Source organism: Stenotrophomonas sp. SORGH_AS_0321 (assembly GCF_031453215.1).
GTDB lineage: Bacteria > Pseudomonadota > Gammaproteobacteria > Xanthomonadales > Xanthomonadaceae > Stenotrophomonas > Stenotrophomonas chelatiphaga.
The window spans coordinates 1-23208 of record NZ_JAVIZG010000001.1 but is presented as its reverse complement, the minus strand read 5'-3'; the positions used below and the strand labels follow the sequence as shown (position 1 = coordinate 23208).

General features: G+C 69.6%; 14 protein-coding genes and 1 pseudogene. 8 read left to right on the top strand and 7 right to left on the bottom strand.

All coding sequences use genetic code 11. From position 1 onward, the window contains the following. Positions 1 to 91 precede the first annotated feature (91 nt). The 4 genes and pseudogenes from QE373_RS00075 to folE all read right to left on the bottom strand — a co-directional run bounded on the left by QE373_RS00075 (position 92) and on the right by folE (position 6352). Entirely contained in the window at positions 92 to 3472 is a 3381-nt protein-coding gene (locus tag QE373_RS00075) for an SbcC/MukB-like Walker B domain-containing protein (protein ID WP_309682100.1), read from the bottom strand. Positions 3473 to 3488: 16 nt separating this feature from the next. Further along, positions 3489 to 4079, bottom strand: a pseudogene (locus tag QE373_RS00070) (DUF4194 domain-containing protein); the annotation flags it as partial. 97 nt (positions 4080 to 4176) lie between these two features. Then, on the bottom strand, positions 4177 to 5646 hold the full coding sequence (locus QE373_RS00065) for a DUF3375 domain-containing protein (protein WP_309682097.1): 1470 nt from the start codon (positions 5644 to 5646) through the stop codon (positions 4177 to 4179). A gap of 94 nt (positions 5647 to 5740) precedes the next feature. Further along, positions 5741 to 6352: a GTP cyclohydrolase I FolE gene (folE, locus tag QE373_RS00060; RefSeq protein WP_057508377.1), complete on the bottom strand. Its 612-nt coding sequence runs from the start codon at positions 6350 to 6352 to the stop codon at positions 5741 to 5743. A gap of 346 nt (positions 6353 to 6698) precedes the next feature. On the opposite strand from folE, the gene QE373_RS00055 reads away from it, so the two are divergent. The 6 genes from QE373_RS00055 (at position 6699) to QE373_RS00030 (ending at position 12544) form a co-directional block, all read left to right on the top strand. Then, positions 6699 to 7154, top strand: coding sequence for a MarR family transcriptional regulator (locus QE373_RS00055; protein WP_309682092.1), 456 nt, complete (start codon positions 6699 to 6701; stop codon positions 7152 to 7154). Positions 7155 to 7261: 107 nt separating this feature from the next. Then, positions 7262 to 7471 carry a DUF1656 domain-containing protein gene (locus QE373_RS00050; RefSeq protein WP_042612171.1) on the top strand — a complete coding sequence of 70 codons (210 nt, stop codon included), beginning with the start codon at positions 7262 to 7264 and terminating at the stop codon, positions 7469 to 7471. Further along, the gene (locus QE373_RS00045; RefSeq protein ID WP_309682085.1) at positions 7468 to 8382 is read left to right on the top strand and encodes an efflux RND transporter periplasmic adaptor subunit; all 915 of its coding nucleotides are present in this window, start codon (positions 7468 to 7470) and stop codon (positions 8380 to 8382) included. The genes QE373_RS00050 and QE373_RS00045 overlap by 4 nt, the downstream gene beginning before the upstream one ends. Positions 8383 to 8396: 14 nt before the next feature. Continuing rightward, positions 8397 to 9854 carry an efflux transporter outer membrane subunit gene (locus QE373_RS00040; RefSeq protein WP_309689462.1) on the top strand — a complete coding sequence of 486 codons (1458 nt, stop codon included), beginning with the start codon at positions 8397 to 8399 and terminating at the stop codon, positions 9852 to 9854. Positions 9855 to 9859: 5 nt separating this feature from the next. Continuing rightward, positions 9860 to 11860, top strand: a complete 2001-nt coding sequence (locus QE373_RS00035; RefSeq protein WP_309682081.1) for an FUSC family protein — start codon at positions 9860 to 9862, stop codon at positions 11858 to 11860. Between the two features lie 285 nt (positions 11861 to 12145). After that, entirely contained in the window at positions 12146 to 12544 is a 399-nt protein-coding gene (locus QE373_RS00030) for a hypothetical protein (protein WP_057508368.1), read from the top strand. Between the two features lie 47 nt (positions 12545 to 12591). On the opposite strand, the gene recD is transcribed toward QE373_RS00030, so the two are convergent. From recD to recC, 3 genes are read right to left on the bottom strand one after another with little or no spacing between them, the layout of a single operon-like run. Then, a complete protein-coding gene (gene recD, locus QE373_RS00025) occupies positions 12592 to 14439 on the bottom strand; it encodes an exodeoxyribonuclease V subunit alpha (RefSeq protein ID WP_309682076.1) in 1848 nt (615 codons plus the stop codon). After that, a complete protein-coding gene (locus tag QE373_RS00020) occupies positions 14436 to 18086 on the bottom strand; it encodes an exodeoxyribonuclease V subunit beta (RefSeq protein ID WP_309682073.1) in 3651 nt (1216 codons plus the stop codon). The genes recD and QE373_RS00020 overlap by 4 nt, the downstream gene beginning before the upstream one ends. Beyond that, positions 18083 to 21421 carry an exodeoxyribonuclease V subunit gamma gene (gene recC, locus QE373_RS00015; protein WP_309682070.1) on the bottom strand — a complete coding sequence of 1113 codons (3339 nt, stop codon included), beginning with the start codon at positions 21419 to 21421 and terminating at the stop codon, positions 18083 to 18085. Before recC ends, QE373_RS00020 begins: the two co-directional genes overlap by 4 nt. A gap of 217 nt (positions 21422 to 21638) precedes the next feature. On the opposite strand from recC, the gene QE373_RS00010 reads away from it, so the two are divergent. Both QE373_RS00010 and QE373_RS00005 read left to right on the top strand, forming a co-directional pair. Then, entirely contained in the window at positions 21639 to 22427 is a 789-nt protein-coding gene (locus tag QE373_RS00010; protein ID WP_057508372.1) for an ABC transporter ATP-binding protein, read from the top strand. After that, positions 22427 to 23176 (top strand): MlaE family lipid ABC transporter permease subunit, encoded by a 750-nt coding sequence (locus tag QE373_RS00005; RefSeq protein ID WP_042612164.1) that lies wholly within the window; start codon positions 22427 to 22429, stop codon positions 23174 to 23176. Before QE373_RS00010 ends, QE373_RS00005 begins: the two co-directional genes overlap by 1 nt. Positions 23177 to 23208 lie beyond the last annotated feature (32 nt).

Genomic DNA, 23208 nt, shown 5'->3' with positions numbered 1-23208 from the left:
GGACGGGCGGTGCCCTGCACAGCGCCCCACCCGCCGCGCTCCCCGGTACCGCGCGCACGCATCCCGGGGAGAGCGGGAGCCGCCCCGGCCATCAGGCGTCCGCGGGCTCGGGTTCGTTGGCCTGCTGGCGGCTGCGTTCGGGCAGCTTGAGGCGCTTTCCTTCTTCGTCGTATTCGATCAGCAGGACGCCGGAATCGTGGCGGCCGCTGATTTCCACGAAGCAGGCGCCGCCGATGAACGGCTCCAGCGTCATCACCGATTTCAGCGGGGTGGCGACCACCATCTGGAAACCGAAGTTGTCGAAGATGTTCATCGCCAGCGCAGTGAACTCGTTGTCGGCCTTGTCGAAGGCTTCGTCGAGGACCACCGCGGCGTAGCTGGGCAGCTGGCCATCGGCGCCACCGAGCTGGTAACGCAGGGCGGCGGCCAGGCAGGTGGTGGCGAGCTTCTGCCGCTGGCCACCGGACTTGCCGGCACCGCTGCGGTAGATCTCCACCTGCTGGCGGGTGGCGGCATCCAGTTCCACGCCGATGAACTCCACGTGCATGCGCACGTCCAGCACCAGCTCACGCCAGCGCTTGTCCTCGCCTTCGGACGAGCCCAGCCGGGTGACCAGCTGGCGCAGCACGGCGAACTGCGCTTCGGCCAGTTCGCGCTGTTCGGTCTGCTGCTGGGACAGCACGTCGCGCAGGTGCTGGTGGAACTCCAGTACTTCCGGCAGGCGGCGGTCGCTGAGCTCGATGGTCAGCAGGGTGCCGCGGTTGAACGGCACCTGTTCCAGGCTGGCGTTGACCTCGTCCAGGCGCTGGCCGATCGACTTGCGCGCTTCGGCGCTGTGCCGCTGCAGGGCCAGCAGGTTGTTCTTGCTCTGGTTCTGCAGCAGGTCGAAGAAGCGCTCTTCATGCTGCGGCAGGCCGTCGCGTTCCAGCCGTTCCAGCCGGGCCAGGAAATCATCGGCCGAGGCCACCGATACGGTGAAGTCGCCGGACTCTTCCGGCCAGCCCTGCACGAAGCGGCGGAAGCAGCCCAGCAGCTGGTTCTCGACCCGGTTGACGTCCTGCTGCGAGGACGACAGGGATTCGTTCAGCGCGTTGCTGACCTGGCGCATGTGCGCCTCCAGGGTTTCCAGGCTGAGCGCGCCGAACGCTTCCAGGCGTTCCTGCAGGCCGGCTTCCTGGGTGCTGCCCAGGGTCGGCAGCACCAGCGCACGGCTCTGCTGGCGGGCACGGTCCAGGCGGTCACGTTCCTTGACCAGCTGGCCACGCTCCACGCGGGTGTCTTCGTAGGTGCGTCGTGCCTGCTCGATGTCCGAGCGCGCCGCGTCGATCTGGCGGGCCAGTTTTTCCAGGTCCGCATTGCCTTCGCGCAGGTCGAGCAGGGTCGCTTCGATGTCGGCCAGGCGCTGCTGCGGGGTGGCGATGTCGATCTCGTCCCAGCTGATGCCGGCCAACTGGTGGCACGCCAGCCGGCGCTCGTTGTCGAGGTCGCGCTGGGCGCGCAGGCGCGCGACGTCTTCGTCGCAGCCGGCGATCCGCTTCGCCAGCTCCTGCGCTTCTTTCTCGTACACGGCCAGCTTGTCGCGGTTGTTGAAACCCAGCAGCCAGCGGCGGCGGTCGGTCACCGCGCTGCGGTCATCCTTCTCGAAGCGGTCGCCGGGATGCTTGACCTGGCCTTCGCGGGTGATGCCACGATCGACGTTGCGCAGCTGGCGCGCGTCCACGCACTCGTAGTCGAAGCGCTTGCCCAGCTCGCGCCGCAGCCAGCCTTCGAACACGTGGTCGCGCAGTTCCAGCTTGTGCAGCAGCGAACGCGGCGACGGGTCACGCGCGAACGCTTCGTCGTTGCGACGCACGCGGTAGTAGGTGAAGCGCATGCCGAGGTGGGTGCGGTTCACCCAGTCGGCGACCTCGTTGTAGTGCTTGTCGTCGACCAGCAGCGACTGCGCGAAACCGAACAGCACGCGTTCGATCGCGCCCTGCCACGGCAGGTCATCCTCGCGCACCTGGATCAGCTCGCCGACGAACGGCAGCGCCGCTTCGGGCAGGCCGGTTTCTTCCACCAGCCGCGCGCGCAGCTTCTGCAACGGCGCGGGGATGCTGGAGGTGTTGCGCTGCATGGCGTCCAGCTCGGCACGCACGTCGCCGAAGCGGCGCTCGTCATCGCGCCGGCCGCCCAGCCGCTCGCTGATCGCATCATCCAGCGCCGACGAAGCGCGCTTGCGGTCCAGCAGTTCAGTCGACGCCTGTTCCACCAGTGCGGCGAAGCCGTGTGCATCCTCGGGCAGCGCCAGCTGCAGCTGTGCGGCGGCATCGCGGGCCTGCGCCTGCTTGGCCTGGCGACGGTCGCGCTCGGCTTCGGCGCGGCCCTGTTCGCGTTCCAGTTCCTCGATCCGCTCACCGCCCTGCTGGCGCCGCTGCAGCTCCAGTTCGCCCAGCTTGGCGGTGTGGTTGTCGAGCGCGGCGCGGCGCTGGGATTCCTCGCCCAGCAGGCCACGGTCGCGGGTGTCGAGTTCGCGCAGGCGCGCATCGATCAACTGCTGGCGGCGCGACTCGCGGAAACTGTCGATGCCCAGTTTCAGCACTTCATCGTCGCTGCGACGGCGCTTGATCTGCTTCAGTTCGGTGTAGTGCTCGCGCGCCGGCAGCAGGGTTTCCACCTGGCGGCGCGCGGTGACCACCGCCTGGTGCGCACCATCCAGTTCGGCGAAGTCGTTGACCAGCCGCTCGGCGGCATCGAAGGTCTTCGGCGTATCCAGCATGAAGTCGCGCAGGAAGACATTCAGGTCGCCCAGGTTCTTGGCCGACTGGGTCTTGTGCAGCAGGCGCAGCGCCATCTCGTTGTCGATGCCGAGCAGGTGGCGGAAGCGCTCGGCGTAGCCGGCGAAGCTGTCGAAGTGGTGCACGTCGGCCAGCTTCTGCTTCAGCTTGCGCAGGTCCAGGTCGAAGCCGCCGAGGTCCCGGGCGATGTCGAACGGGCGTTCGGCCACCATGTAATGCTTGCGCACGTCACCGGCAGTGGCGCCGTTGCCGGCGATCCAGAACAGCCGCACCAGGCTGACCACGCGGCCATCGCCGGCGCGGTATTCCAGCACCAGCGCGGTCCAGGTGGCGCCCTTGCGCAGGTACTGGGTGGCGATCTCGCCGGTGCCGCGATCCTGCTGGTCGGCCCAGGCACCGCGCACGTAGGACACCAGGTTGCGGTCGCGGCCACTGCGCTCGGCTTCGCGCGCAGCGGCGTTGAAGTCGACGATGGCCGGCGGCACCAGCAGCGCGGACATCGCATCGAGCAGGGTCGACTTGCCCGAGCCGGAGCGGCCCACGAACAGGAAGCCGCGCTCGGCGATCGGCACTTCGGTCAGGCCGTTGAAGGTGCCCCAGTTGTGTACCTGCAGGCGGCGCATGCGGAACTGCTGCGTGCGCGGGTCCGGCAGGCCTTCGGTGAACAGGGCGGGAGTGTGCTTGGAAATGGCCATGGCGTGCTCGCTGGGATCAGGCTTCGGCAGCCGGGGTTTCGCGCAGCTGGCGGTACACCGCCGACAGCGCGGAGACATCTTCGGCAGAGAACAGCAGCTTCAATGCGGGAGAGACTTCGTGGCGGTCTTCCTGGCCCGCAAGGCGGGTCAGGATGTGGTTGTCCTTCATCTTCTGCACGGCACTGGCCACGCGGCGGTTGAAGCCGGCACGGTCGGTGGACAGGTTCTTCTCGTACACCGCCAGCGCTTCGGCCATCTCGGCATCGGCGACTACCGCGCGGTTGCCGCGCGCATCGGCTTCGCCCAGCTGCTGGCGCAGGTACAGCAGCAGCACCGAGTCGATGAAGGTCAGCGGCGAGGTCCGCAGCAGCACCGGCGAATCCAGGTCTTCGGTATCGGCCTGGCGGGTGAAGGCCACGCCGCTCTCGCGGTCCAGCACCAGTTCCAGGAACAGGTCGGACAGGGAGGTGCGGATGGCGGCTTCGTTGCGCAGCAGCGCCGGCCACAGCTTGGCGTGGCGCTGCTGGTCGATGCTCGGCCCGATCAGCAGCTGGCACAGCGCGCGGCGCGCGTCCTGCGGCAGCCGGCCGGTATCGCCCAGGTACAGCACGTCGTTGTTGCGGCGGGGCAACGGGGTGACCACCACCGGCTCGGCGTCGAAGGCATCCTCGCCCTCGCCCAGGCGGGAGGATTCGATCGGATCTTCATTCCAGCTCATGGCGTTTCTCCTGGGTGAACCAAACCAGCGGGATGCGGGCGCGCCGCCATTGGCCATCGCCACCGCGCCAGTGGGCCAGCTCCTGCTCGCCCTCCACCACGGTGCCGAAGCGCGTGCCCAGCGACAGGTAGCCGATCACGCTGCCCAGGCCCTGCGGCGCTTCGCGCTGCGACAAGGCCTGGGAAATGCTCAGCTTTGGCTGCATGCCGAGCAGGTCATGCAGATCGCGGCGCAGGGTACGGAAATCAATTTCGGACGATGCCACCAGGTCGCCGACGCTTTCCAGGCTGATCGCGGCGGCATCGTTGCGCTGCACGCTGCCATCGACCTGCGCGCTGCGCGGATCGTGCAGCTTCCACTGCGACCACGAGCGCAGCCGGCTGGTGGTCAGCTGCAGGTCGCGTCCGATCGAACGCTGGGCCGGGAAGTCATCGCGCAGGGCCAGTGCCTCGCCCTGCGCCTGCTTCAGCAGCTGGTTGAGGCGGCGTTGTTCAAGGTAGCCGCGGCTCTGCACGAAACCGCGCAGGCTGCGGGCGAAGTGCTGCAGCACGTCGTGGACCTGGCCGCCGCGTTCCAGCATGGTGCCGGTGAAGCCGCGCAGGAACGCGCGTTCGTTGCGGTCCAGGCGCCGCGCGAAGCCACGCGCCAGCACCGATTCCAGCGCGGCGTCCAGCTGCGCACTCTGTTCGGCGTCGTTGAGCAGCCGCCAGAACGCCTGGAAGCTGCGGCCGGCGTCGCTCTCGCCGATCACGTCCACGCCTTCGAACAACTTGGACAGCACGTCGCCGCGCTCACCTTCATCGTCGATGATGCGTTCGCGGAATTCGCGGTTCAGGCGCTCGAAGTCATCGCGCACGCGGCGGAAGTCTTCGGTCAGTTCGTCGGCCAGGCCAATGATCTGGCGGGCGCGTTCCAGCGCGCGCTTGCCATCCAGCGCGGCCACGCGGCCTTCGCCGACGCGGGCGATTTCCGCATCGATGCGGTCACGCTCGTCGCGCAGCGCGGACAGCCGCGCATCCGGATCCGCTTCGGTCTGCGCCGCCAGCTGGGACAGCTGGTTGATGACCAGCGCCAGGCGGCTTTCGGTGGCGGCGACGCGGCTCTGTTCCAGGCTGTCGGCAAAGCGGATCGCCTGCAATGCCTGGGTGGACAGTTCGTACTGTTCCTGGTCAGCGCCTTCGGGCAGGCGTCGTTCCAGCCAGCCCTGGGCCAGCCAGTGCGCCACGTAGGCCTGCGCGGTGCGCGGCAGCTCACGCGACAGCTCTTCGCCGTTGAGCTGGTCCAGCGCGCGCTGCAGGCGCTCGTGCAGCACCGGCGCGGCCAGCGTGCGTTCGCCGTCCATCAGCAGGCCCTGCAGCAGGCCGATGATCTCCGGCGCATGGTCGGCGGCGAGCAGCTTCCATTGCGGTTGTTCGCGCAGGTGGCGGTAACGGATGATGCGTTCGCGATGCTTCATGCAGCGGGGGAATCCGGATGGGCGGGCAGCGGCGGACGGGCGCGCAGCGGGAACGGCACCGGCCACGCAGGCCGGCGCCGCACAGGCAACGCGATCAGCGCTTGCCGCCGACTTCGATGAAACGCAGGAATTCGGCGCGGGTGCGGGCATCTTCGCGGAAGCTGCCCAGCATCTTCGAGGTGACCATGCTGACGCCGCGCTTGTGGATGCCGCGGGTGGTCATGCATTCGTGGGCACCTTCGACGACCACGCCCACGCCGATCGGCTGCAGCACGTCCTGGATGCACTGGGCGATCTGCGCGGTCATTTTTTCCTGCACCTGGAAGCGGCGGGCATACGCTTCCACCACGCGGGCCAGCTTGCTGATGCCCACCACCTTGCCAGCCGGCAGGTAGCCGACGTGCACGCGGCCGATGATCGGCGCCATGTGGTGTTCGCAGTGGCTTTCGTATTCGATGTCGCGCAGCACGATCAGCTCGTCATAGCCGGCGACCTCTTCGAAGGTGCGCTCCATGTAGGCGCGCGGGTCATCGCGGTAGCCGCTGAACCAGTCGCCATAGGCCTCGGCGACCCGGCGCGGGGTGTCCAGCAGGCCTTCGCGGGTCGGGTCTTCACCGGCCCAGCGCAGCAGGGTGCGCACGGCCTCTTCGGCCTGCGTCTGGGAAACATCGCCCTGCGGCGCCTTGGAATTGTTGTCGTTGCTCATTGCGAACTGCATCCCGGAGGGGTCGAGCATGGTAGCCGACCAAGGGGGGAGTCGTCCCCTGCCCGTGCCCGGGTTCGCCGGCCGCCTGCTGGCGCCGGATGAGACGGGTTCCTGGGTTGGCGACGGGCGGTGGGGCTGGGCGGGGGACGGCAGAAGCCGCATCCTGCGGGCCTCGTTTCGCGCCATCCATGGCGCTCAACGCCCCCGCCCAGCCCCACCGCCCGTCGCCCCTGACAGCTCCTAGTGGCCGCCCGTCCGGCAGGAAACTCACCAAGGTCGGACGCTGAACCATGCGGCGCGAGGGGTATTGATAGGAATGAAATTAGTAGTATCCTATCTATCTGCCATGAACAGTTCCCTCGACGAACGTACCCGGCTGCAGATGCAGCTCAGCTCCGGCCTGCTCCACTCAGGGCGGCAGTGGCAGCGCCTGGCCGATACCGCGTTGGGCAGCTATGGCATTTCCACTGCCTGCACCATGCCGCTGCTGATGATCGGCCGCTCCGGCGGGGGCATCCGCCAGGTCACCCTGGCCCAGCAGTTGGGGCTGGAAGGTCCGTCGCTGGTGCGCCTGCTGGACAAGCTGTCAGCCAGTGGGCTGGTGCGCCGCGAATGCGATGCCAGCGACCGCCGCGCCAACCTGCTGTGGCTGACCGACGAAGGCCAGGCACTGGTCAGCGAGCTGGAACAGCAGCTGATCGGCCTGCGCGAAGAAGTCTTCGGCGAGCTGTCCATGGACGAGCTGCGCGCAGTGCTGAAGGTGTGGCAGCTGCTGTCCGCCGCGGTCGATCGCATTACCTGAGCGTTGTTGTCCCGGGGGATGCCGCTGCCGTGCAGACGCCAGCGGCGTTCGCCCGTTGCTGTTGCTGTTGCGGTTCCCTCCCCCGTTCCGAAGCCAGATCCCTGCCGATGCCCGGTGAATTCAGTCTCCATGGTGTGTTCGTCCCGACCCTGCTCGGGCTGATGCTGCTCGCCTATGTGCTCAACAGCGGCCTGCGCGTGCTGCTGCAGCGCAGTGGCGCCTATCGGCTGGTCTGGCACCCCGCCCTCTTCAACCTGGCCCTGTACGGCATCGTGCTCGGTGGGTTGTTCCACCTCCTGCGTTGGATGCAATCGTGAAAAAGATCGTCAACAAAGCCCTTCCGCCGGTGCTGACCGTGCTGGCGGTGATCGTCGCCCTGCTGGTGCTGCGCCAGCTGTGGGTCTATTACATGGACGAGCCCTGGACCCGCGATGCGCACATCGGCGCCGACGTGGTGCAGGTCGCGCCCGATGTTTCCGGACTGGTCGAGGCGGTGGACGTGGGCGACAACCAGGCGGTGAAGAAGGGCGCGCTGCTGTTCGTGGTCGACCGCGCGCGCTACCGGATCGCGCTGGAGCTGGCACGCGCGTCGTTGGCCGAACGGCAGGCGACGGTGGCCCAGCTGCACCGTGAGATCGCCCGCGATCGCAGCCTGCAGGACCTGGTGGCCGGCGAGGATGCGGAAGTGCGGCGGGCCAAGCTGCAGGCCGCGCAGGCAGCCCAGGCCACCGCGCAGGCGGCGGTCGACCTGGCCGTACTGAACCTGGCACGGACCGAGGTGCGCGCCCCGGCCGATGGGCAGATCAACGACCGCACCGTCCGCGTGGGTGACTACGTGACCGCCGGCAAGCCGGTGCTGGCCCTGCTGGATACCACCTCGTTCCGCGTGGACGGCTACTTCGAGGAAACCCGCCTGCGCGGCGTGGCTCCTGGCCAGCCGGTGGACATCCGCCTGATGGGCGAGGACGTGGCGCTGCAGGGCCACGTGGAAAGCATCGCCGCCGGCATCGAAGACCGTTACCGCACCGATGGCAGCAGCCTGCTGCCCAACGTCACCCCGGCCTTCGACTGGGTGCGGCTGGCGCAGCGGATCCCGGTGCGCATCCGCATCGACCAGGTACCCGCTGGCGTGCAGCTGATCTCCGGCCGTACCGCCACGGTGACCGTGGACATCCACGGCACCGCCGCGCACAAGGCCGGTGTCGCGCCGGCACGGGCGGGCCTGTGAACCTGCGCACGCCCCTGCACGGCCTGCCTAGGCTGGCGCTGGTGGTCACCCTGGCCGGGCTGGCCGCCTGCCGCACCGTCGGCCCGGACTACGCCGTGCCGGAAGGGTCCGCGTTCAATCGCCCTGCGGCGAACAGTGCCTTCATCGACACCGGCAACGCGCAGGTCGCGGCCAGTGCCGAACTGCCCGCCCGCTGGTGGTCGCTGTACCAGGATCCGGTGCTGGATGGCCTGGTTGAACACGCGCTGCGCGACAACCTGGAATTGAAGGCGGCCGATGCCCACCTGCGCCGCGCCGCGGCCATGTACGAACAGGCGCTGGACGCCGGTGGCTTCGACTACGAGGCCGAGGCCGGGGTGAGCCGGGCGCAGCTTTCGGCCGAATCGTTCCTGCTGGAGCACGAACTGCCGCCGATCAACCTGGCCGACGGCAAGTTCGCGGTGAGTTATCAGTTCGACCTGTTCGGCAAGCTCAAGCGGGGCGCCGAAGCGGCGCATGCCGATGAGCAGTCGGTGGCCGCAGCGCGCGATATCGCGCGCATCAGCGTCGTTGCCGAGGTGGCCGACAACTATCTGGAAATCTGCCACGCCAACCACGAGCTGCACGTCGCCAGCCATTCGCTGCAGCTGCAGCAGCGTGGCCGCGAGGTGACCCAGCGGTTGATCGCCGCCGGTCGCGGCACCGCGCCGGAACTGGCACGCGCCAACGCCCAGGTGGCGATGCTGGAAGCCGCGCTGCCGCCGCTGCAGGCCAAGCGCCAGGCCGCTGCCTATTCGCTCGCCGCGCTGCTCGGGCAGCCCCCCGGCCAGCTGCCGGCCGGCGTGGTGGACTGCAGCCACGCGCCGGCGCTGCAGCAGCCGCTGCCGATCGGCGATGGCCGCGCGCTGCTGGCGCGCCGACCGGACGTGCGCCAGGCCGAACGCAGGCTGGCTGCGGCCACCGCACGCATCGGCGTGGCCACCGCGGAACTGTATCCGGACATCCGGCTGGGGGCCTCGGTCGGGGCGGCCGGCCTGCTGGCCGACTTCGGTGAGCCGTTGACCCAGCAGTGGTCGTTCGGCCCGCTGATCTCCTGGACGCTGCCCTCGTCGGGCACCCGTTCGCGCATCCGCGCCACCGAAGCCGGTGCCGATGCAGCACTGGCCGAATTCGACCAGACCGTGCTGCAGGCGCTGCGCGAGACCCAGACCGCGCTGGACCGGTATGCCCAGGACCTGCGCCGCCTGCAGTCGCTGCAGGTGGCCCAGCAGCAGGCCACGCTGGCGGCCGAACAGAACCGCCGGCTGTACCAGGGCGGCCGCACGCCGTACCTGTCCAGCCTGGATGCCGACCGCAGCCTGGCCACCGCCGACGCCACCCTGGCCGATGCGCAGGCGCAGGTGTCGCGTGACCAGATCCTTCTGTTCCTGGCGCTGGGGGGTGGCTGGGACGCTCCGGCCGCTGCCGCTGCCGTTCCCGCGGCGGCGAGGTAAGCGCGATGCACGTGCTGCTGGACCGGCAAGGCTGGATGTTCTCGATCAAGACCTACCTGGCCTCGATCACCGCGCTGTACATCGGCCTGGCCGGGAATCTGTCGCGGCCGTACTGGGCGATGGCCACGGTCTACATCGTCAGCCAGCCACTGCTCGGCCCGACCCGGGCCAAGGGGGTGTACCGCATCCTCGGCACGTTGCTGGCCGGTGCGGCCACCCTGCTGATGTTGCCGCACCTGGTGGAAACGCCGCTGCTGCTCAGCGCGGCGATGTCGCTGTGGCTGGCCGGCTGCCTGTTCATGGCCCTGCTCAACCGCGGCCCGCGCGGCTATGCGTTCCTGCTGGCCGGCTATACCACCGCCTTCATCGGCTTCCCGGCGGTGACCTCGCCGGAGCTGATCTTCGATACCGTGGTGGCCCGCAGCGAGGAGATCATCCTCGGCACGGTGGTGGCGGTGCTGTTCGCCGCGCTGGTGTTCCCGGCATCGGTGCGGCCGATGCTGACCGGCCGCATCGGCAACTGGATGGGTGATGCGGCGCACTGGTGCCGGCAGATCCTGGAAGGTGGCCGCGCGCATGCACCGCGCAACCGGCTGGCCGCCGACCTGGTGCAGTTCGAGGCGCTGATCGAGTTCCTGCGCCGCGACGATCCGCGCCATGCCGGCGCGGCGGTGTCGATGCAGCAGCTGCGCGAACGCATGCTGTTGCTGCTGCCGGTACTGTCCTCCATCGCCGACCGGCTGGGCGCGCTGCGCCGCCACGGCGACGGCCTGCCCGACGGCCTGGAATCCCTGGTGGAGGACATCCGCCACTGGCTGGAAGCCCCCACCGAAAGCCGCTCGCATGACCCGCTGCGCGCCCGCATCAGCGCGTTGAAGCCGCAGGTGGACGGTAACCTGCAGCACCTGCAGCTGGCCTCGCTGCTGCTGCGGCTGGAAGAACTGGTGGACCTGTGGGCGGACTGCCGCGCGCTGCACCAGGCCATAGAGCAGGGCAGCGCACCGCAGGACGCCAGCCACTACCGCATCAGCACCGGCAGGGTGGCCGAAAGCCGCCACGTGGATTACGGCATGGCGCTGTTCTCCGCGCTCAGCGCAGGCATCGCCCTGATGAGCTACTGCGTGCTGTGGATCGGGCTGGGCTGGGAAGGCGGCGGCAACGGCGCGATGATGGCCGCGGTCGCAGCGGCGTTCTTCGCCGCGCAGGATGACCCGGCCCCCAGCATGATGTCGTTCCTGGTGTGGGCGGTGGTGGCCAGCGTGGTCGCCGGCATCTACCTGTTCGGCATTTTCCCGGCCGTGCATGACTTCGGCCTGCTGGTGCTGCTGCTGGCGGTGGTGTTCCTGCCGCTGGGCGTGCTGCTGCACCACCCGAAGACGATGCTGTTCGCACTGCCGTTGACGGTCAACCTGGTGGCGCTGCTGAGCGTGCAGAACACCTACAGTGCCAACATCCAGAGCTTCGTCAATTCAGCGGTGGCGATGTTCATCGGGATTGGTTTTGCCGTGGTCATGACCCGCCTGTTCCGTTCGGTCGGGGCCGAATGGACCGCGCGGCGACTGGTGCGGCAGGGCTGGACCACGCTGGCCGAAGCGGCCGAAGGGCGTGGCCAGCAGGATCGCGAGCGCTTCGCCGCGCGCATGCTGGACCTGCTGGGACTGCTGGCGCCGCGCCTGGCGGCGACCCCGGAGGGCAGCGACATCGGGTCGGTGGACATGCTGACCGAAGCCCGCGTGGGACTGAACATCCTGCAGCTGCGGCGCGCCCGGCTGGAACTGCCCGAACGCAGCCGCGAAGCGGTGGAACGGATCCTGGCCGAGATCGCCGCGCATTACCGCCGCCAGGTGGCCGCGCGGCGCCCCCTGCCCGGTGACGGGGCGCTGCGCGGGCGTCTGGATGCCTCGCTGTCGCGGGTGGGGGGCGTTGCCGCCTGCAAGGCGCGCGACGAGGCGCTGATGGGCCTGGTTGGCCTGCGCTTCGCGCTGTTCCCGGACGCGGAAGGCTGACATTCGCTGCTGTTGGTAGCGACGGCCCGCAGGGTGTCGGTCAGGACGACCGGCATGGCCATGCGCGGCGGAATGCATCCGTTGCGCGTTGCCTCTGCCGGAAACGCGCCGCTGCGCTCGCCGAGCGTGGCTCGGCGCTACCGTTCACAGGCGTTTCCGCGTCCAATGACCGGCCGTTTCCCCACCCGATGTCCGCCCGCCGCCCGGCCAGTCATCCCGCCGCAAGCGGCGGCGCGCTACCCTGCGCGTCCGCGCTTGCTGCGCACCTTCAACAGGAACATCCCGATGAGCTACGACATGATGGTCTTCGATGCCAGCGTGGCGCCGCGCGAAGCGACCGCCTTCATTGCCTGGTACGAGAAGCAGACCGACTGGAACGAGGATCACGACCATGATGATCCGAAGGTCGCCGCGCCGGCCCTGCAGGCCTGGTTCGCCGAGATCGCCGAACACTTCCCGCCGATGAACGGCCCGCTGTCGGACGATGAAGACGACCGCGACGAAGTGACCGACTACAGCATCGCCGCCCATGTCATCTACGGTTCGTTCGCCGATGACGTGGCCGAGCGTGCGCACGAGATGGTGCAGGTGCTGGCCTTCCAGCATGGCCTGGGCTTCTTCGATGCCAGCAGCGATGAAGCCGCCATCGTGTACCCGGACGGCACCGTGCTGGTGCTGGAATAAGCGATGCCTGATGTAGCGCCGGGCCATGCCCGGCGTGCATCAGGGCGTTACAGCAACAGTTCGCCCTGCACTGCCTGGGCGCCCAGCCGCCATGCCAGCCCGGACAACCGGCTGGCGTGGCGCTGCAGGGCCTTCTCCAGCACCTCCGCCGACCCCGCCAGCTGCAACCGCGTCCGCGCCCGGGTCAGCCCGGTGTATACCAGTTCGCGCGACAACACCCGGCTGTCATGCCGAGGCAACTGCAGCCACACTTCGTCGAATTCCGACCCCTGGGCCTTGTGCACGGTCATCGCGAACGCGCTTTCGTGGGCCGGCAGGGCCGCCGGATGGAACGCACGGGGATGGGCCATGTCATCACCCGGGAACCAGGCCGCGATGCCGCCACCGGTATCGCGCAGGCAGATGCCCACGTCGCCGTTGAACAAGCGGTGGCGATAGCTGTTTTCGGTCACCAGCAGCAGCCTGCCGTGGAAGTAACCGGCATTTGCACCGGCCAGCAGGGTTTCGATGCGATGGTTCAGCCCGTGCGCGCCCTGCGGCCCTTCGCGCAGCGCGGTCAGCACCCGCAGGCGGCCGGCCTGGGCCAGCGCGGTGGCCGGATCGCCACTGTCGGCAAGCGCGCGCCACTGCGCCAGCAGGTGCTCACGCTGCTCCTGCAGCGGATCCAGCAGGCCTTCGTGGAAGCTGACGCCGGCCAGCGTGCCTTGCCGCAGCAGCGTCAGCGCCGCAGCACTGTCACCCTCGCGTACAGCCGTGGCCAAGGGGGCGAGGTCCAGCGCATCGCTTTGTCGATAGCCGCGCTGCAACTGCACCCGGCGGCCGGCAAACGGGCTGGGCGGTGCTTCCGGCCGCAGCGTGGCCGCAGCCAGCAACGGCTGCAGCGCGCGTGCATCGTCATGGCGGGTGCCCTCGCCATCGCCGCTGGCGCGCAGGATGGCGCTGAGCACGTCGCCTGCCTCCACCGACGGCAACTGATCCGGATCGCCCAGCAGGATCAGCCGCGTGCCTTCGGCGATGGCCTCCACCAGCTTGGCCATCAGCGGCAGGTCGATCATCGACGCTTCGTCGACCACCACCACATCGAACGGCAGCGGGTTGTCGGCGTGGTGGCGGAAGCGCGGGGAATCCGGGATCACGCCGAGCAGCCGGTGCAGGGTGGTGCCACTGCTGGGCAGGGCCGCGCACAGCTCAGGCGCCAGGCCTTCGGCCTGCAGTCGCTGCAGCGCCAGGCGCAGGCTTTCGGCCATGCGTTCGGCGGCGCGCCCGGTCGGTGCGGCCAGCGCCACGCGCGGCGCCGGTTGGCCCGCCTGCACGGCCTGCGCGACCAGCAGCAGCAACAGCCGCGCGATGGTGGTGGTCTTGCCGGTACCCGGTCCACCGGTCACCAGGGCCAACGGGTGGCGCAGGCTCACCGCCGCAGCGCGCGCCTGGTGGTCGACACGGCCGGCTGCCTGCGGGAACAGGTCCGCGAACAGCGGCGCGATCGCCTCCAGCGCCACGCTCGGCAACGGGTGCCGGCCGATGCGCTGCAACCCTTCGGCCAGCTGCCGTTCGTATTCGCGGTAGCGGCGCAGATAGACCAGGCCGTTTTCCAGCACCAGCGGCGCATCGACGCTGACCACGGCGGCCTGCTCCGGGTGTGCCACCCACGGCGAGTCGTGCAGCGCCTGCAGCCACTGGCTTGGGCTCGGCCAGCTGAAGCTGCCCTCCACCAGCCGCTGCGGCTGCCCCGGATCGAAGCCGGCGTGCCCCTGCGACACCGCCAGCGAGGCCAGTGCGGCGGCGACCAGGATCGAAGGCGGGGTTTCCGGCCGCAGCCGCCCGAGGCTGAGCGCCAGCGCATGGTCCAGCGTGCGCAGCTGGCCGGCGGCTTTCAGTTCCACCAGCAGGCTCATGCCACGCCCCCCACCACGCGGGCGACCAGCGCCGCCTGGGCGGTGTCACCGCCGGCGAACAGGGCGTCCAGCGCATCCACCAGTGCGGGCTCGAAACGTGCTGCATGCACGCCTTCGCCGTCCACGCCCAGCCCGCGGCAGAACAGGTAGCGGATGCCGCCCATGTCGCGCGCGTAGTCGTAGCGGCTGCCCAGCCGGAAACGCAGCCAACGGTGCAGGGCCACGGTGTAGATCAAGGCCTGCAGGTCGTATTCGCTGTGGCGCATGGCCGCGCGCAGCAGGTCCGCGGTGTAGCCCGGCAAGCGGTTGGATTTGTAATCGAGCACGTACCAGCGGCCCTCGCGCACGTAGGTCAGGTCGATCTTGCCGGTCATCAGCCCTTCCAGCTGGCGGCGCAGGCCGAAGCCGCGGCGCGCCGGCACGATGCCGAAACGATGCAGCAGCTGCAGCAGCGCCGGCACCGCGGTGGGCTGCATGGCGAAGTGGAACTCGATTTCCGCGCGGCGCTGGGCCGCGGGCAGGTCGTGCAGGGCCCCGCCCTCCGGCAGCGGCACGGTCAGCGTGTGGCCGACCAGCGGCACCAGGACCTCGACGCCGTCGTCCAGGTCGGCATCGGCGTAGCCTTCCTCGCGCAGCGCCTTGCGCAGCACCGCGGCCTGGCCTTCCGGTGCCGGCTGGCCCGGTTGCCACCCGCCCCAGGCGGCGAAGTCGGTGTTCTCCAGCGCGTCGTGCAGCACGTTGCCGAAGCGACTGCCCATGAAGCGCGGATCCACCGCGACGCTGTCCGCTTCACTGCCGGCCGGCAGCGCCGGTTCCAGCGGCAGGTCGGCACCGGCCGGTTCGTCGGCGGCGGGCGCGGGCACTTCGGTGGCGGCGGCATCGATGTCCTGGCCGGCATCGGCATTGGCCAGCTGGGTGAAGCTGTACACCCACCAGTCGTGTGGCACCCGCCGTTCGATCAACCGCACCGGCGGCAGCTCGCCTTCGTCTTCCAGCGCCAGCTGCGCAGGGCGCGGTGCCAGCGGGCGCTCATCGACGCGGATATCGGCATGCGCCGCCAACGCCGTCAGCTCGCCCAGCATCGGCGCCAGCCGGGTCTTCGCCAGTCCGGCCAGGTCGCCGACGGCGATCCACAGCGCGTGCTCGGCGCGGGTCAGGCCCACGTACAGCAGGCGCGCATCTTCGGCGCGCTGCTCCTGGTCGCGCAGTGCGGTGGCCGCGTCCCAGGCTGCGTCCTTTTCCAGTTTCCAGTGCAGTTCGCGGCGATCCTGCGCATGCACTGTGCAGTTGCTGGCGGTGTTCGGCGCACCGCCGTCGATACCGACGAACGGCAGGTAGACCAGCGGGTATTCCAGGCCCTTGCTCTTGTGCAGGGTGATGATCTGCACCCGGCGCGCGTCCGATTCCAGCCGCAGCAGTTGCTGTTCGTCGTTCTGGTCGGCATGCGCCATCTGCCCCTGCAACCAGTCCAGCAGGCCGTGCATGCCCAGCGCCTGGGCCGAAGCCTCCTGCAGCAGCTCGCCCAGCTGCAGGTAGTTGGTCAACCGGCGTTCGCCGTCCAGCAGCGCCAGCAGGCGTTCGGCCTGGCCGGCGCAGGCATCGGCGATCACCGCGAATGGTCCGCCGCGGATCCAGCGTTCGCGCCACTGCAGCAACTGTGCCTGGTAGCCGCGCTGCACATCGCCGTCGCGTTCCATGCCGGCGATCGCCGCTGCGTCCTGGCCCAGCAGCACCGTCGCCAGTGCCGCGCGCAGGCGCCCTTCATCGGCCGGTTGCAGCAGGGCCATCAGCAGCGCGCGCAGGTCCTGCGCTTCGCTGGTGGCGAACAGGCTCTGCTTGCCCGCGGCAACGGCGGGAATACCGGCTGCCGCCAGCCCGCGCTGCACCAGCGTGGCTTCGCGGTGCGAACGCACCAGCACCGCGATGTCGCCCGGCTGTACCGGGCGACCGCGCAGTTCGGCGCGCCCGGCGCGTGCGTCCACCAGCACCTGGTGGATGTCGGCCACGCAGGCGGCGCAGGCCACCTCGCGCGAGGGATCGGCGTTGAACGGGCGCCCGCCTTCATGGCGCAGTACGCGCAGGGTCAGGCCTGGCGCCGGCTGGCCATCGCGCAGGTAATCCGCGTCGCCGCGCACGCCACCGGCGGCCACCGGTTCGAAGGGAATCCCCTCGTCCAGGAAGGCGGTGGGACCGGCGTTGTCGTACAGCGACTGCAACGCACGCAGCACGCCGGGGCGCGAGCGGAAATTGCGGTCCAGCGCCGGTGCGACCTGCGCCCCGCGCTTGGCCTTGAGGTAGGTATGGATGTCACCGCCGCGGAACCCGTAGATCGCCTGCTTCGGATCGCCGATCAGGAACAGCGCCGGCGCCAGCCCGGCCTCGCGCGTTGCTTCGCTGTCGCCGAACACGGTATGGAAGATCCCCCACTGGCGATCATCGGTGTCCTGGAATTCGTCGACCAGCGCGATGCGGTACTGGCTGCGCAGCTGCCGCACCAGGGTGTCGCGGTGCGGACCGGCGAGCGCGTTGGCCACCCCGTCGATCAGGTCGTCATAGGTCTGCACGCGGCGCACGCGCTTGAGCGCATCCAGCCGCTGGCGGGCTTGCGCACGCAGGTCGTGCAGGAAATTGACCGCGCGGCCACGCAGCCACTCCAGCCGCGCCTGCCGGGCCTGCAGGTAGTCCTGCAGCGCCGGCTGCAGTGGCGACCCGGGCGTGCGTCCGGCATGCGCCTTGTTGGTCTTGCCTTCCAGAGCGGCTGGCAGCAGCGCAGGCAGGCGCTCGCTGTCGAGCACCGTGGCCGGCCCGTCATGCAGCGCCCAGTCGCGCAGCTGCGAACACAGCGGCTGCAGCCAGCCCAGTTTGTAGGAGGCGCCGTTGAGCCACTTGGCGTCCACCGCTTCACACAATGCGCCGAAGAAAGCATCACCGTGATCGCGGATGGCCTGGCGCAGCGCATCGGCGGCGTGTTGCAGCCGCGGTGTCGGATCCTCACCGACCACGCCTGCCGGGGGCAGCAGCGGCAACGGCTTCAACAGGTCAGGCAGGTCACCGGCCAGGGCCTCGGGGGTCTTCCACAGCCAGGCCAGCGCATCGATCACGGTCGCATCGCTGGCATGCACGCGCCACAGGTCGGCGGCCAGTTCTTCCAGCAGCGCACGGTCGCTGGCCAGCAGCTCGGGAGGATCGAAGGTATGCCCGCTTTCCAGCGCATGTTCGCGCAGCACGCGGGTGCAGAATCCGTGGATGGTGAAGATCGCGGCGAGGTCGATCTCATCGGCGGCGACCTGCAGCCGGCGCTGCAGCGCAGCGGCGCTTTCCGTGCCGGTCTGCAGGTGGCGCTGCAGCACCCAGCGGGTCAGCAGCACGTCGGGGGTATCGCCATCGGCCGGCGCGCGATCCACCAGCTGCGCGGCCAGCGCCAGGCGCTCGCGGATGCGCTTGCGCAGCTCCTGGGTGGCCGCGTCGGTGAAGGTCACCGCCAGCACCTGGCCGATCCGCAGGCCCTGCTCCACCACCAGCCGGGTGAACAGCGTGGCCAGGGTGAACGTCTTGCCGGTGCCGGCGCTGGCTTCGATCAGCTGCACCCCGTGCAGTGGCAGCGCCAGGTATGGATCAGCCTGCAGCGTGTCCATGTCGTTGCTCATTGCCCGCCCTCCTCGCGCAGCGCGCGGCCTTCGCGCACCGCGCTGAACACCACGCGGCTGATGTGCAGCAGGTCGGCGAAGCTGGCGTCGTCCTTGAACGGATCCTGCCCACGCAGCGCAAGCTGGATCGCCTCGCCCTGCGCTTCGCCCCAGCTGCGGTCAGAACCGTGCCAGCGCTTGGCGGCTTCATTGAACTGCTTTTCCGCAGGCGTCGTATGCAGGGTCCAGCCGGTATAGGGACCGAACGGCAGCGGCTCACGCAGGCCGCGCGCGCGCAGCTGCAGCAGGCTGCGCAGGGCATCGCGGGCCTGCGCGGCTGGCAACGCGGGCAGCAGGTGCGGACCTACGCCGTTCTCGCCTTCATCGTGGAACTGCACCAGCGGCAGTGCATCGCCGGCGGCATTGGCCAACAGCCAGTCCAGCCCATGGCGGATCGCCGCATTACCGTTCAGGCTGCCGGTGCGCAGGCGCACCAAGCCCGCCGGGTGGCGGTCAGCGACCCGGCCATGCAGGCGCACGCCGTCGATGTCCACTTCATAGCGGCGGCTTTCCAGCGGTGTATCGCCCAACCACTCGCGCAGGGCCAGCGCATACGGACGCGACTGTGCCTGCAGCGCATCGAAACCGCGTTCGCCCAAGGCACCGGACGGCAGCAGCGCGCGTGCGCGCAGCCGCGGGTACAACGGCGCGTCATCCTCGCGCAGCGTGGCCTGCACCACGGCCAGCTGCACGCTGCGCGCCTCAGCACTGCGTTCGGACAACACCAGCGGCTCGACGTCGTCGGTTTCCTGCATCTCCCCGGGCAGGCGCAGGCCCAGCGACAGCGACAGGAACTGGCCAGCGGGATCGACCAGGAAGCGGCGCAGTTCATCCAGTGACAGCCGCGATTCCACCGCTTCGGGGTCCGCAGCCGGCGCGGGCAGCGGCGCGCTGATCCAGGCCGGCAGCTGGCCACGGGCACCGCCCACGGTGGCTGCGGCGGGATGCCATTGGCGGCGATAGCTGAAACGCCGTGGGTCGCCGCCACCGAATGCCGCCGGCGAGAACGGCTGCAAGGCATGCCGCACCACGAACTGCTTTGCCGCTTCACGTGGATCGACGTGGTACTGCATCGCCGCGTCGATCAGTTCGCTGACCAGCACCGAGGGCTCGCGCACGCTGCCATCGCGTGGGTCCGCGCCGAGGTAGCTCAGGTAGAACGCATCCTGCGCGGCGGCGAACAACTGCAGGAACAGGAAGCGGTCATCCTCGCGCAGCGAACGGTCACCCGGGCGACGGCGCGCGCTGTCCAGTTCGGCGGTGAGCTGGTTGAGCCCGGCCGCCGGGTCACGGCGCGGGAAGTCGCCATCGTTGAGGCCCAGCACGCAGATCACCCGGAACGGCAGCAGGCGCATCGGCACCATGCGACCGAAGCTGATGCCACCGGTCAGCAGCGGCGCGCGGGTATCGGCTTCGGCCAGCGCGCCGGCGAAATGCGAGCGGATCACCTCGGCCGGTACACGGCCGTCGAATCCGGCCTTGTCCGCGTCTTCGGCGAACTGGTTGATCAGCCGCCGCAGGCGCTCCAGCGCACGCTGGCTGTTCGGTGACGACGGCGGGGTCGGCAGCAGCGCGTCGAGCAGTGCCAGCAGGCGTTGCCGCCATTGTGCCGGGGTCAACGTTTCACCCAGCCGCTGCTGGTACACCGCCAGCACCCGCAACAGGCGCAGCAGGCGGTCCAGCGCATCCAGCGCACTGCCTTCCAGTTCCGGCCACGGGGCCACGCCGGCGATGTCACCCTCGCTGCCGCTGGCATGGCCGAGCAGCAGCCGGTCCAGCGCGAACTGCCAGGTGAAGGCATCGTCGGCCGGCGCCTGGTGCTGGCGACGGTGGTCGGCGCTGAGCCCCCAGCGCGCGCCCGCCGCCTGCAGCCAGTCGTGCAGGCGGTCAAAGGCGGCCGCATCCAGTCCGGCGGCTTCGGCCAGCGGCGCACTGGCCAGCAGGTCCAGCACTTCATTCAAGCCGAAGCGCGACACCGGCAGGCCCAGCAGGTGCACGAACACATCGGCCAGCGGCTCGCCGGCCAGCGGGCTGGTATCGGCCAGCGCGTAGGGAATGTGGTCCTCGCCGCCGCTGCGCCCGCCGAACACCGCCTCCAGGTACGGCACGTATGGATCGATGTCCGGTGCCAGCACGGCGATGTCGCGCGCCTGCAGCGGCGGGTCGAAGCGCGGATCCTGCAGCAGGCCGCGCAGCTGGTCGTGCAGCACCTGCAGTTCGCGCAGGCGGGTATGGCAGGCATGTACCTGCAGGCTGGGGTCGTCCAGCCGCAGCGCCGGGAACGGCGGGCCCGACGGCAGGCCGCGGCGGTGGAACAGGTCGCGCTGCAGCCGGTGCAGCAGGCTGTCGGACAGGCCGCCCTGCTCCATCGGCGGGCGCACGTCGTCCTCGGGATCGTCGTAGGCGCCGATCTCGCCGGACGGATGCACCACTTCGTAGCTGCCCAGCACCGCCATGAAATCGCGGCCGGCCGCGCCCCAGGCCTCCAGCAGGCGGTTCTCGCCGGCCGCTTCGCCGAACGGATCCGGCGCGCCACTGCGCAGCTTCTCGCCCAGCGTCTGCAGGTCGCCCCAGTACGCCTGCACCGGCGTGGGCAGGTAGAAATGCAGTTCGCCCACGCGTGCCTGGGTGGCCATCACCCGCAGCACGTCGGGCGAGATGTTCAGCGTGGCGAAGGCGGACAGGCGCAGTGGCAGGCCCTGCGGCAACGGTTTGCCGGCGCCTTCGAACTGTTCCAGGTAGGCCTGGATGCGGCGCGCGCGGTAGCCGCGTCCCTGCGCGATGGCGCGCCACAGGATCGCCTGCGGATCCTGCGGATCGGCGCCGGCGTCCCAGCGCAGCAGCCAGTCGCGGCGCCAGGCCTGGTATTTCTCGAACACGCTGGCCAGCTCGCCGGCCAGCGCCCAAGGCTTCAGCGGGTCGCCGCCGGACAGGTAGCTGTGCAGCGCGCGCATCGGCGGCTGCGCCATCAACTGCTCGTCGCCCAGTGCGGCATACAGGCGCCAGTGCAGGGCCGCTGCGTCCAGGTCCTCGGCTTCGCCGGGGACGTTGGCGTTCAACGCACGCGCCACGAACTCACCCGGGGTCAGGAACTCCAGGTTGGCCGCCACGCCGTATTCGGCCGCCAGGGTGGACTGCAGCCAGCGCCGCATCGCCACCTGCGGGATCAGCACGACTTCCGGGTCCAGCAGCGGCTGGCCGGGCAGCGGCGCGCGCACGTGCCGGGCCAGCAACGCGGCCAGCACGTCCAGCGAGTTGGAATGGTAAAGACGGAAATCGCTGGAGGGGTCGCTCATTGCGTACAGTTTGCCGCAGCGGCGTGGTAAATGAATGCTGGACGCATATGGCCTGCCGATCATTGCCCTGGATTGTTCCGCCAGGCCGCTTCGACTGTCCCGGAGCGGCTGCGCGCGTGCCACAACCACGCATGCGACAATACTGGACGGTCCAGTACGCTTATGTTCAGCGCCGCGCCCTGATCCTTCAACGTTGGAAAATTGTTAAATGGTGCCCATGCAGGCTTCCACGACTCCTCTGGTGCAGTTGACCAACGTCCGCATCGAGCGCGGCGGACGCACGATCCTGCGCGACGTGTCGCTGCAGGTACCGCAGGGCAGCATCACCGCCGTGCTCGGTCCGTCCGGCAGCGGCAAGTCGACCCTGCTGGCCGCGCTGACCGGTGAACTGCGTCCGGTGCAGGGCGAAGTGACCCTGTTCGGCAAGCCGATCCCGACCGGCAACCGCGAGCTGCTGGAAATGCGCAAGAGCGTCGGCGTGCTGCTGCAGGGCAATGGCCTGCTGACCGACCTCACCGTGGGCGAGAACGTGGCGTTGCCGCTGCGCGCGCATACCCGGCTGCCGGTGGCCGTGCGCGAGCGCCTGGTGCAGATGAAGCTGCATGCGGTGGGCCTGCTGTCGGCCGGTGATGCCTGGCCGCGCGAACTGTCCGGCGGCATGGCACGCCGCGTCGCGCTGGCCCGCGCGCTGGCACTGGATCCGCCGCTGATGATCTACGACGAGCCGCTGACCGGGCTGGACCCGATCGCCTCCGGGGTCATCATGAGCCTGATCCAGCGCCTCAACCACAGTCTGGGCCTGACCAGCATCATCGTCAGCCACCACGTGCACGAGACCCTGCCGATCTGCGACCAAGTAATTGCCATCGCCAACGGTGGCGTGGTGTTCCAGGGCAGCCCCGCCGCACTGGAAGCCAGCCAGGATCCGTTGCTGCAGCAGTTCCTGCACGGCCGCCCGGATGGCCCGATCCCGTTCGACGCCGCGCCCCGTGCGAGGACTGCCTGATGCCCTTCGTTGCCGCCACCCGCTCACTGGGCCGCGCCGGTCTGTTTTCGCTGACCGTGCTGCGCGGTTCGCTGCCGACCGCTGATTTCCTGGCCGAGCTGACCCGCGAGATCTACAAGATCGGCGCGCGTTCGCTGCCGATCATCGCCGTCGGCGGGGCTTTCGTCGGCCTGGTGCTGACCCTGCAGGGCTACCGCACGCTGACCACCTTCGGCGCCGCCGATGCGCTGTCCACGTTGCTGGGCCTGTCGCTGTACCGCGAGCTGGCGCCGGTGCTGACCGCACTGCTGTTCATCGGTCGCGCCGGCAGTTCGATCGCCGCCGAACTGGGCCTGATGCGCGCCACCGACCAGATCAAGGCGCTGGAGCTGATGGCCATCGACCCGATCGCCAAGGCCGTGGCCCCGCGCTTCTGGGCGGCGGTACTGACCGTGCCGCTGCTCACCGGGGTGTTCTGCTCGCTGGCGATCTCGGCCAGTTACTTCGAAGCGGTGCACCTGCTGGGCCTGGACAACGGCGTGTTCTGGTCGGCGCTGCGCAACAGCGTGGACTTCTGGAACGACTTCGGCGTGGCGATGCTGAAATCGGCCATCTTCGGCGGCACCGCGGCGCTGGTGGCCTCCTACGTGGGCTTCCACGCCGAGCCGACCATCGAAGGCACCTCCGTCGCCACCACCCGTGCGGTGGTCAATGCGTCGCTGCTGGTGCTGATGTTCAACTTCGTGCTGTCAGCCATGCTGTTCCAGTAACTGTATTCCTTCCTGGTTCCGGCGCCTGGCAG

Excerpts from the sequence above, each read along its gene's own strand:
- QE373_RS00030 (WP_057508368.1), top strand. The coding sequence starts at position 12,146 with ATGAGCTACGACATGATGGTCTTCGATGCCAGCGTGGCGCCGCGCGAA.
- QE373_RS00065 (WP_309682097.1), bottom strand. The coding sequence starts at position 5,646 with ATGAAGCATCGCGAACGCATCATCCGTTACCGCCACCTGCGCGAACAA.
- QE373_RS00050 (WP_042612171.1), top strand. The coding sequence starts at position 7,262 with ATGCCCGGTGAATTCAGTCTCCATGGTGTGTTCGTCCCGACCCTGCTC.
- QE373_RS00035 (WP_309682081.1), top strand. The coding sequence starts at position 9,860 with ATGCACGTGCTGCTGGACCGGCAAGGCTGGATGTTCTCGATCAAGACC.
- recD (WP_309682076.1), bottom strand. The coding sequence starts at position 14,439 with ATGAGCCTGCTGGTGGAACTGAAAGCCGCCGGCCAGCTGCGCACGCTG.
- QE373_RS00010 (WP_057508372.1), top strand. The coding sequence starts at position 21,639 with ATGCAGGCTTCCACGACTCCTCTGGTGCAGTTGACCAACGTCCGCATC.
- QE373_RS00005 (WP_042612164.1), top strand. The coding sequence starts at position 22,427 with ATGCCCTTCGTTGCCGCCACCCGCTCACTGGGCCGCGCCGGTCTGTTT.
- folE (WP_057508377.1), bottom strand. The coding sequence starts at position 6,352 with ATGAGCAACGACAACAATTCCAAGGCGCCGCAGGGCGATGTTTCCCAG.
- QE373_RS00055 (WP_309682092.1), top strand. The coding sequence starts at position 6,699 with ATGAACAGTTCCCTCGACGAACGTACCCGGCTGCAGATGCAGCTCAGC.
- QE373_RS00075 (WP_309682100.1), bottom strand. The coding sequence starts at position 3,472 with ATGGCCATTTCCAAGCACACTCCCGCCCTGTTCACCGAAGGCCTGCCG.
- recC (WP_309682070.1), bottom strand. The coding sequence starts at position 21,421 with ATGAGCGACCCCTCCAGCGATTTCCGTCTTTACCATTCCAACTCGCTG.
- QE373_RS00020 (WP_309682073.1), bottom strand. The coding sequence starts at position 18,086 with ATGAGCAACGACATGGACACGCTGCAGGCTGATCCATACCTGGCGCTG.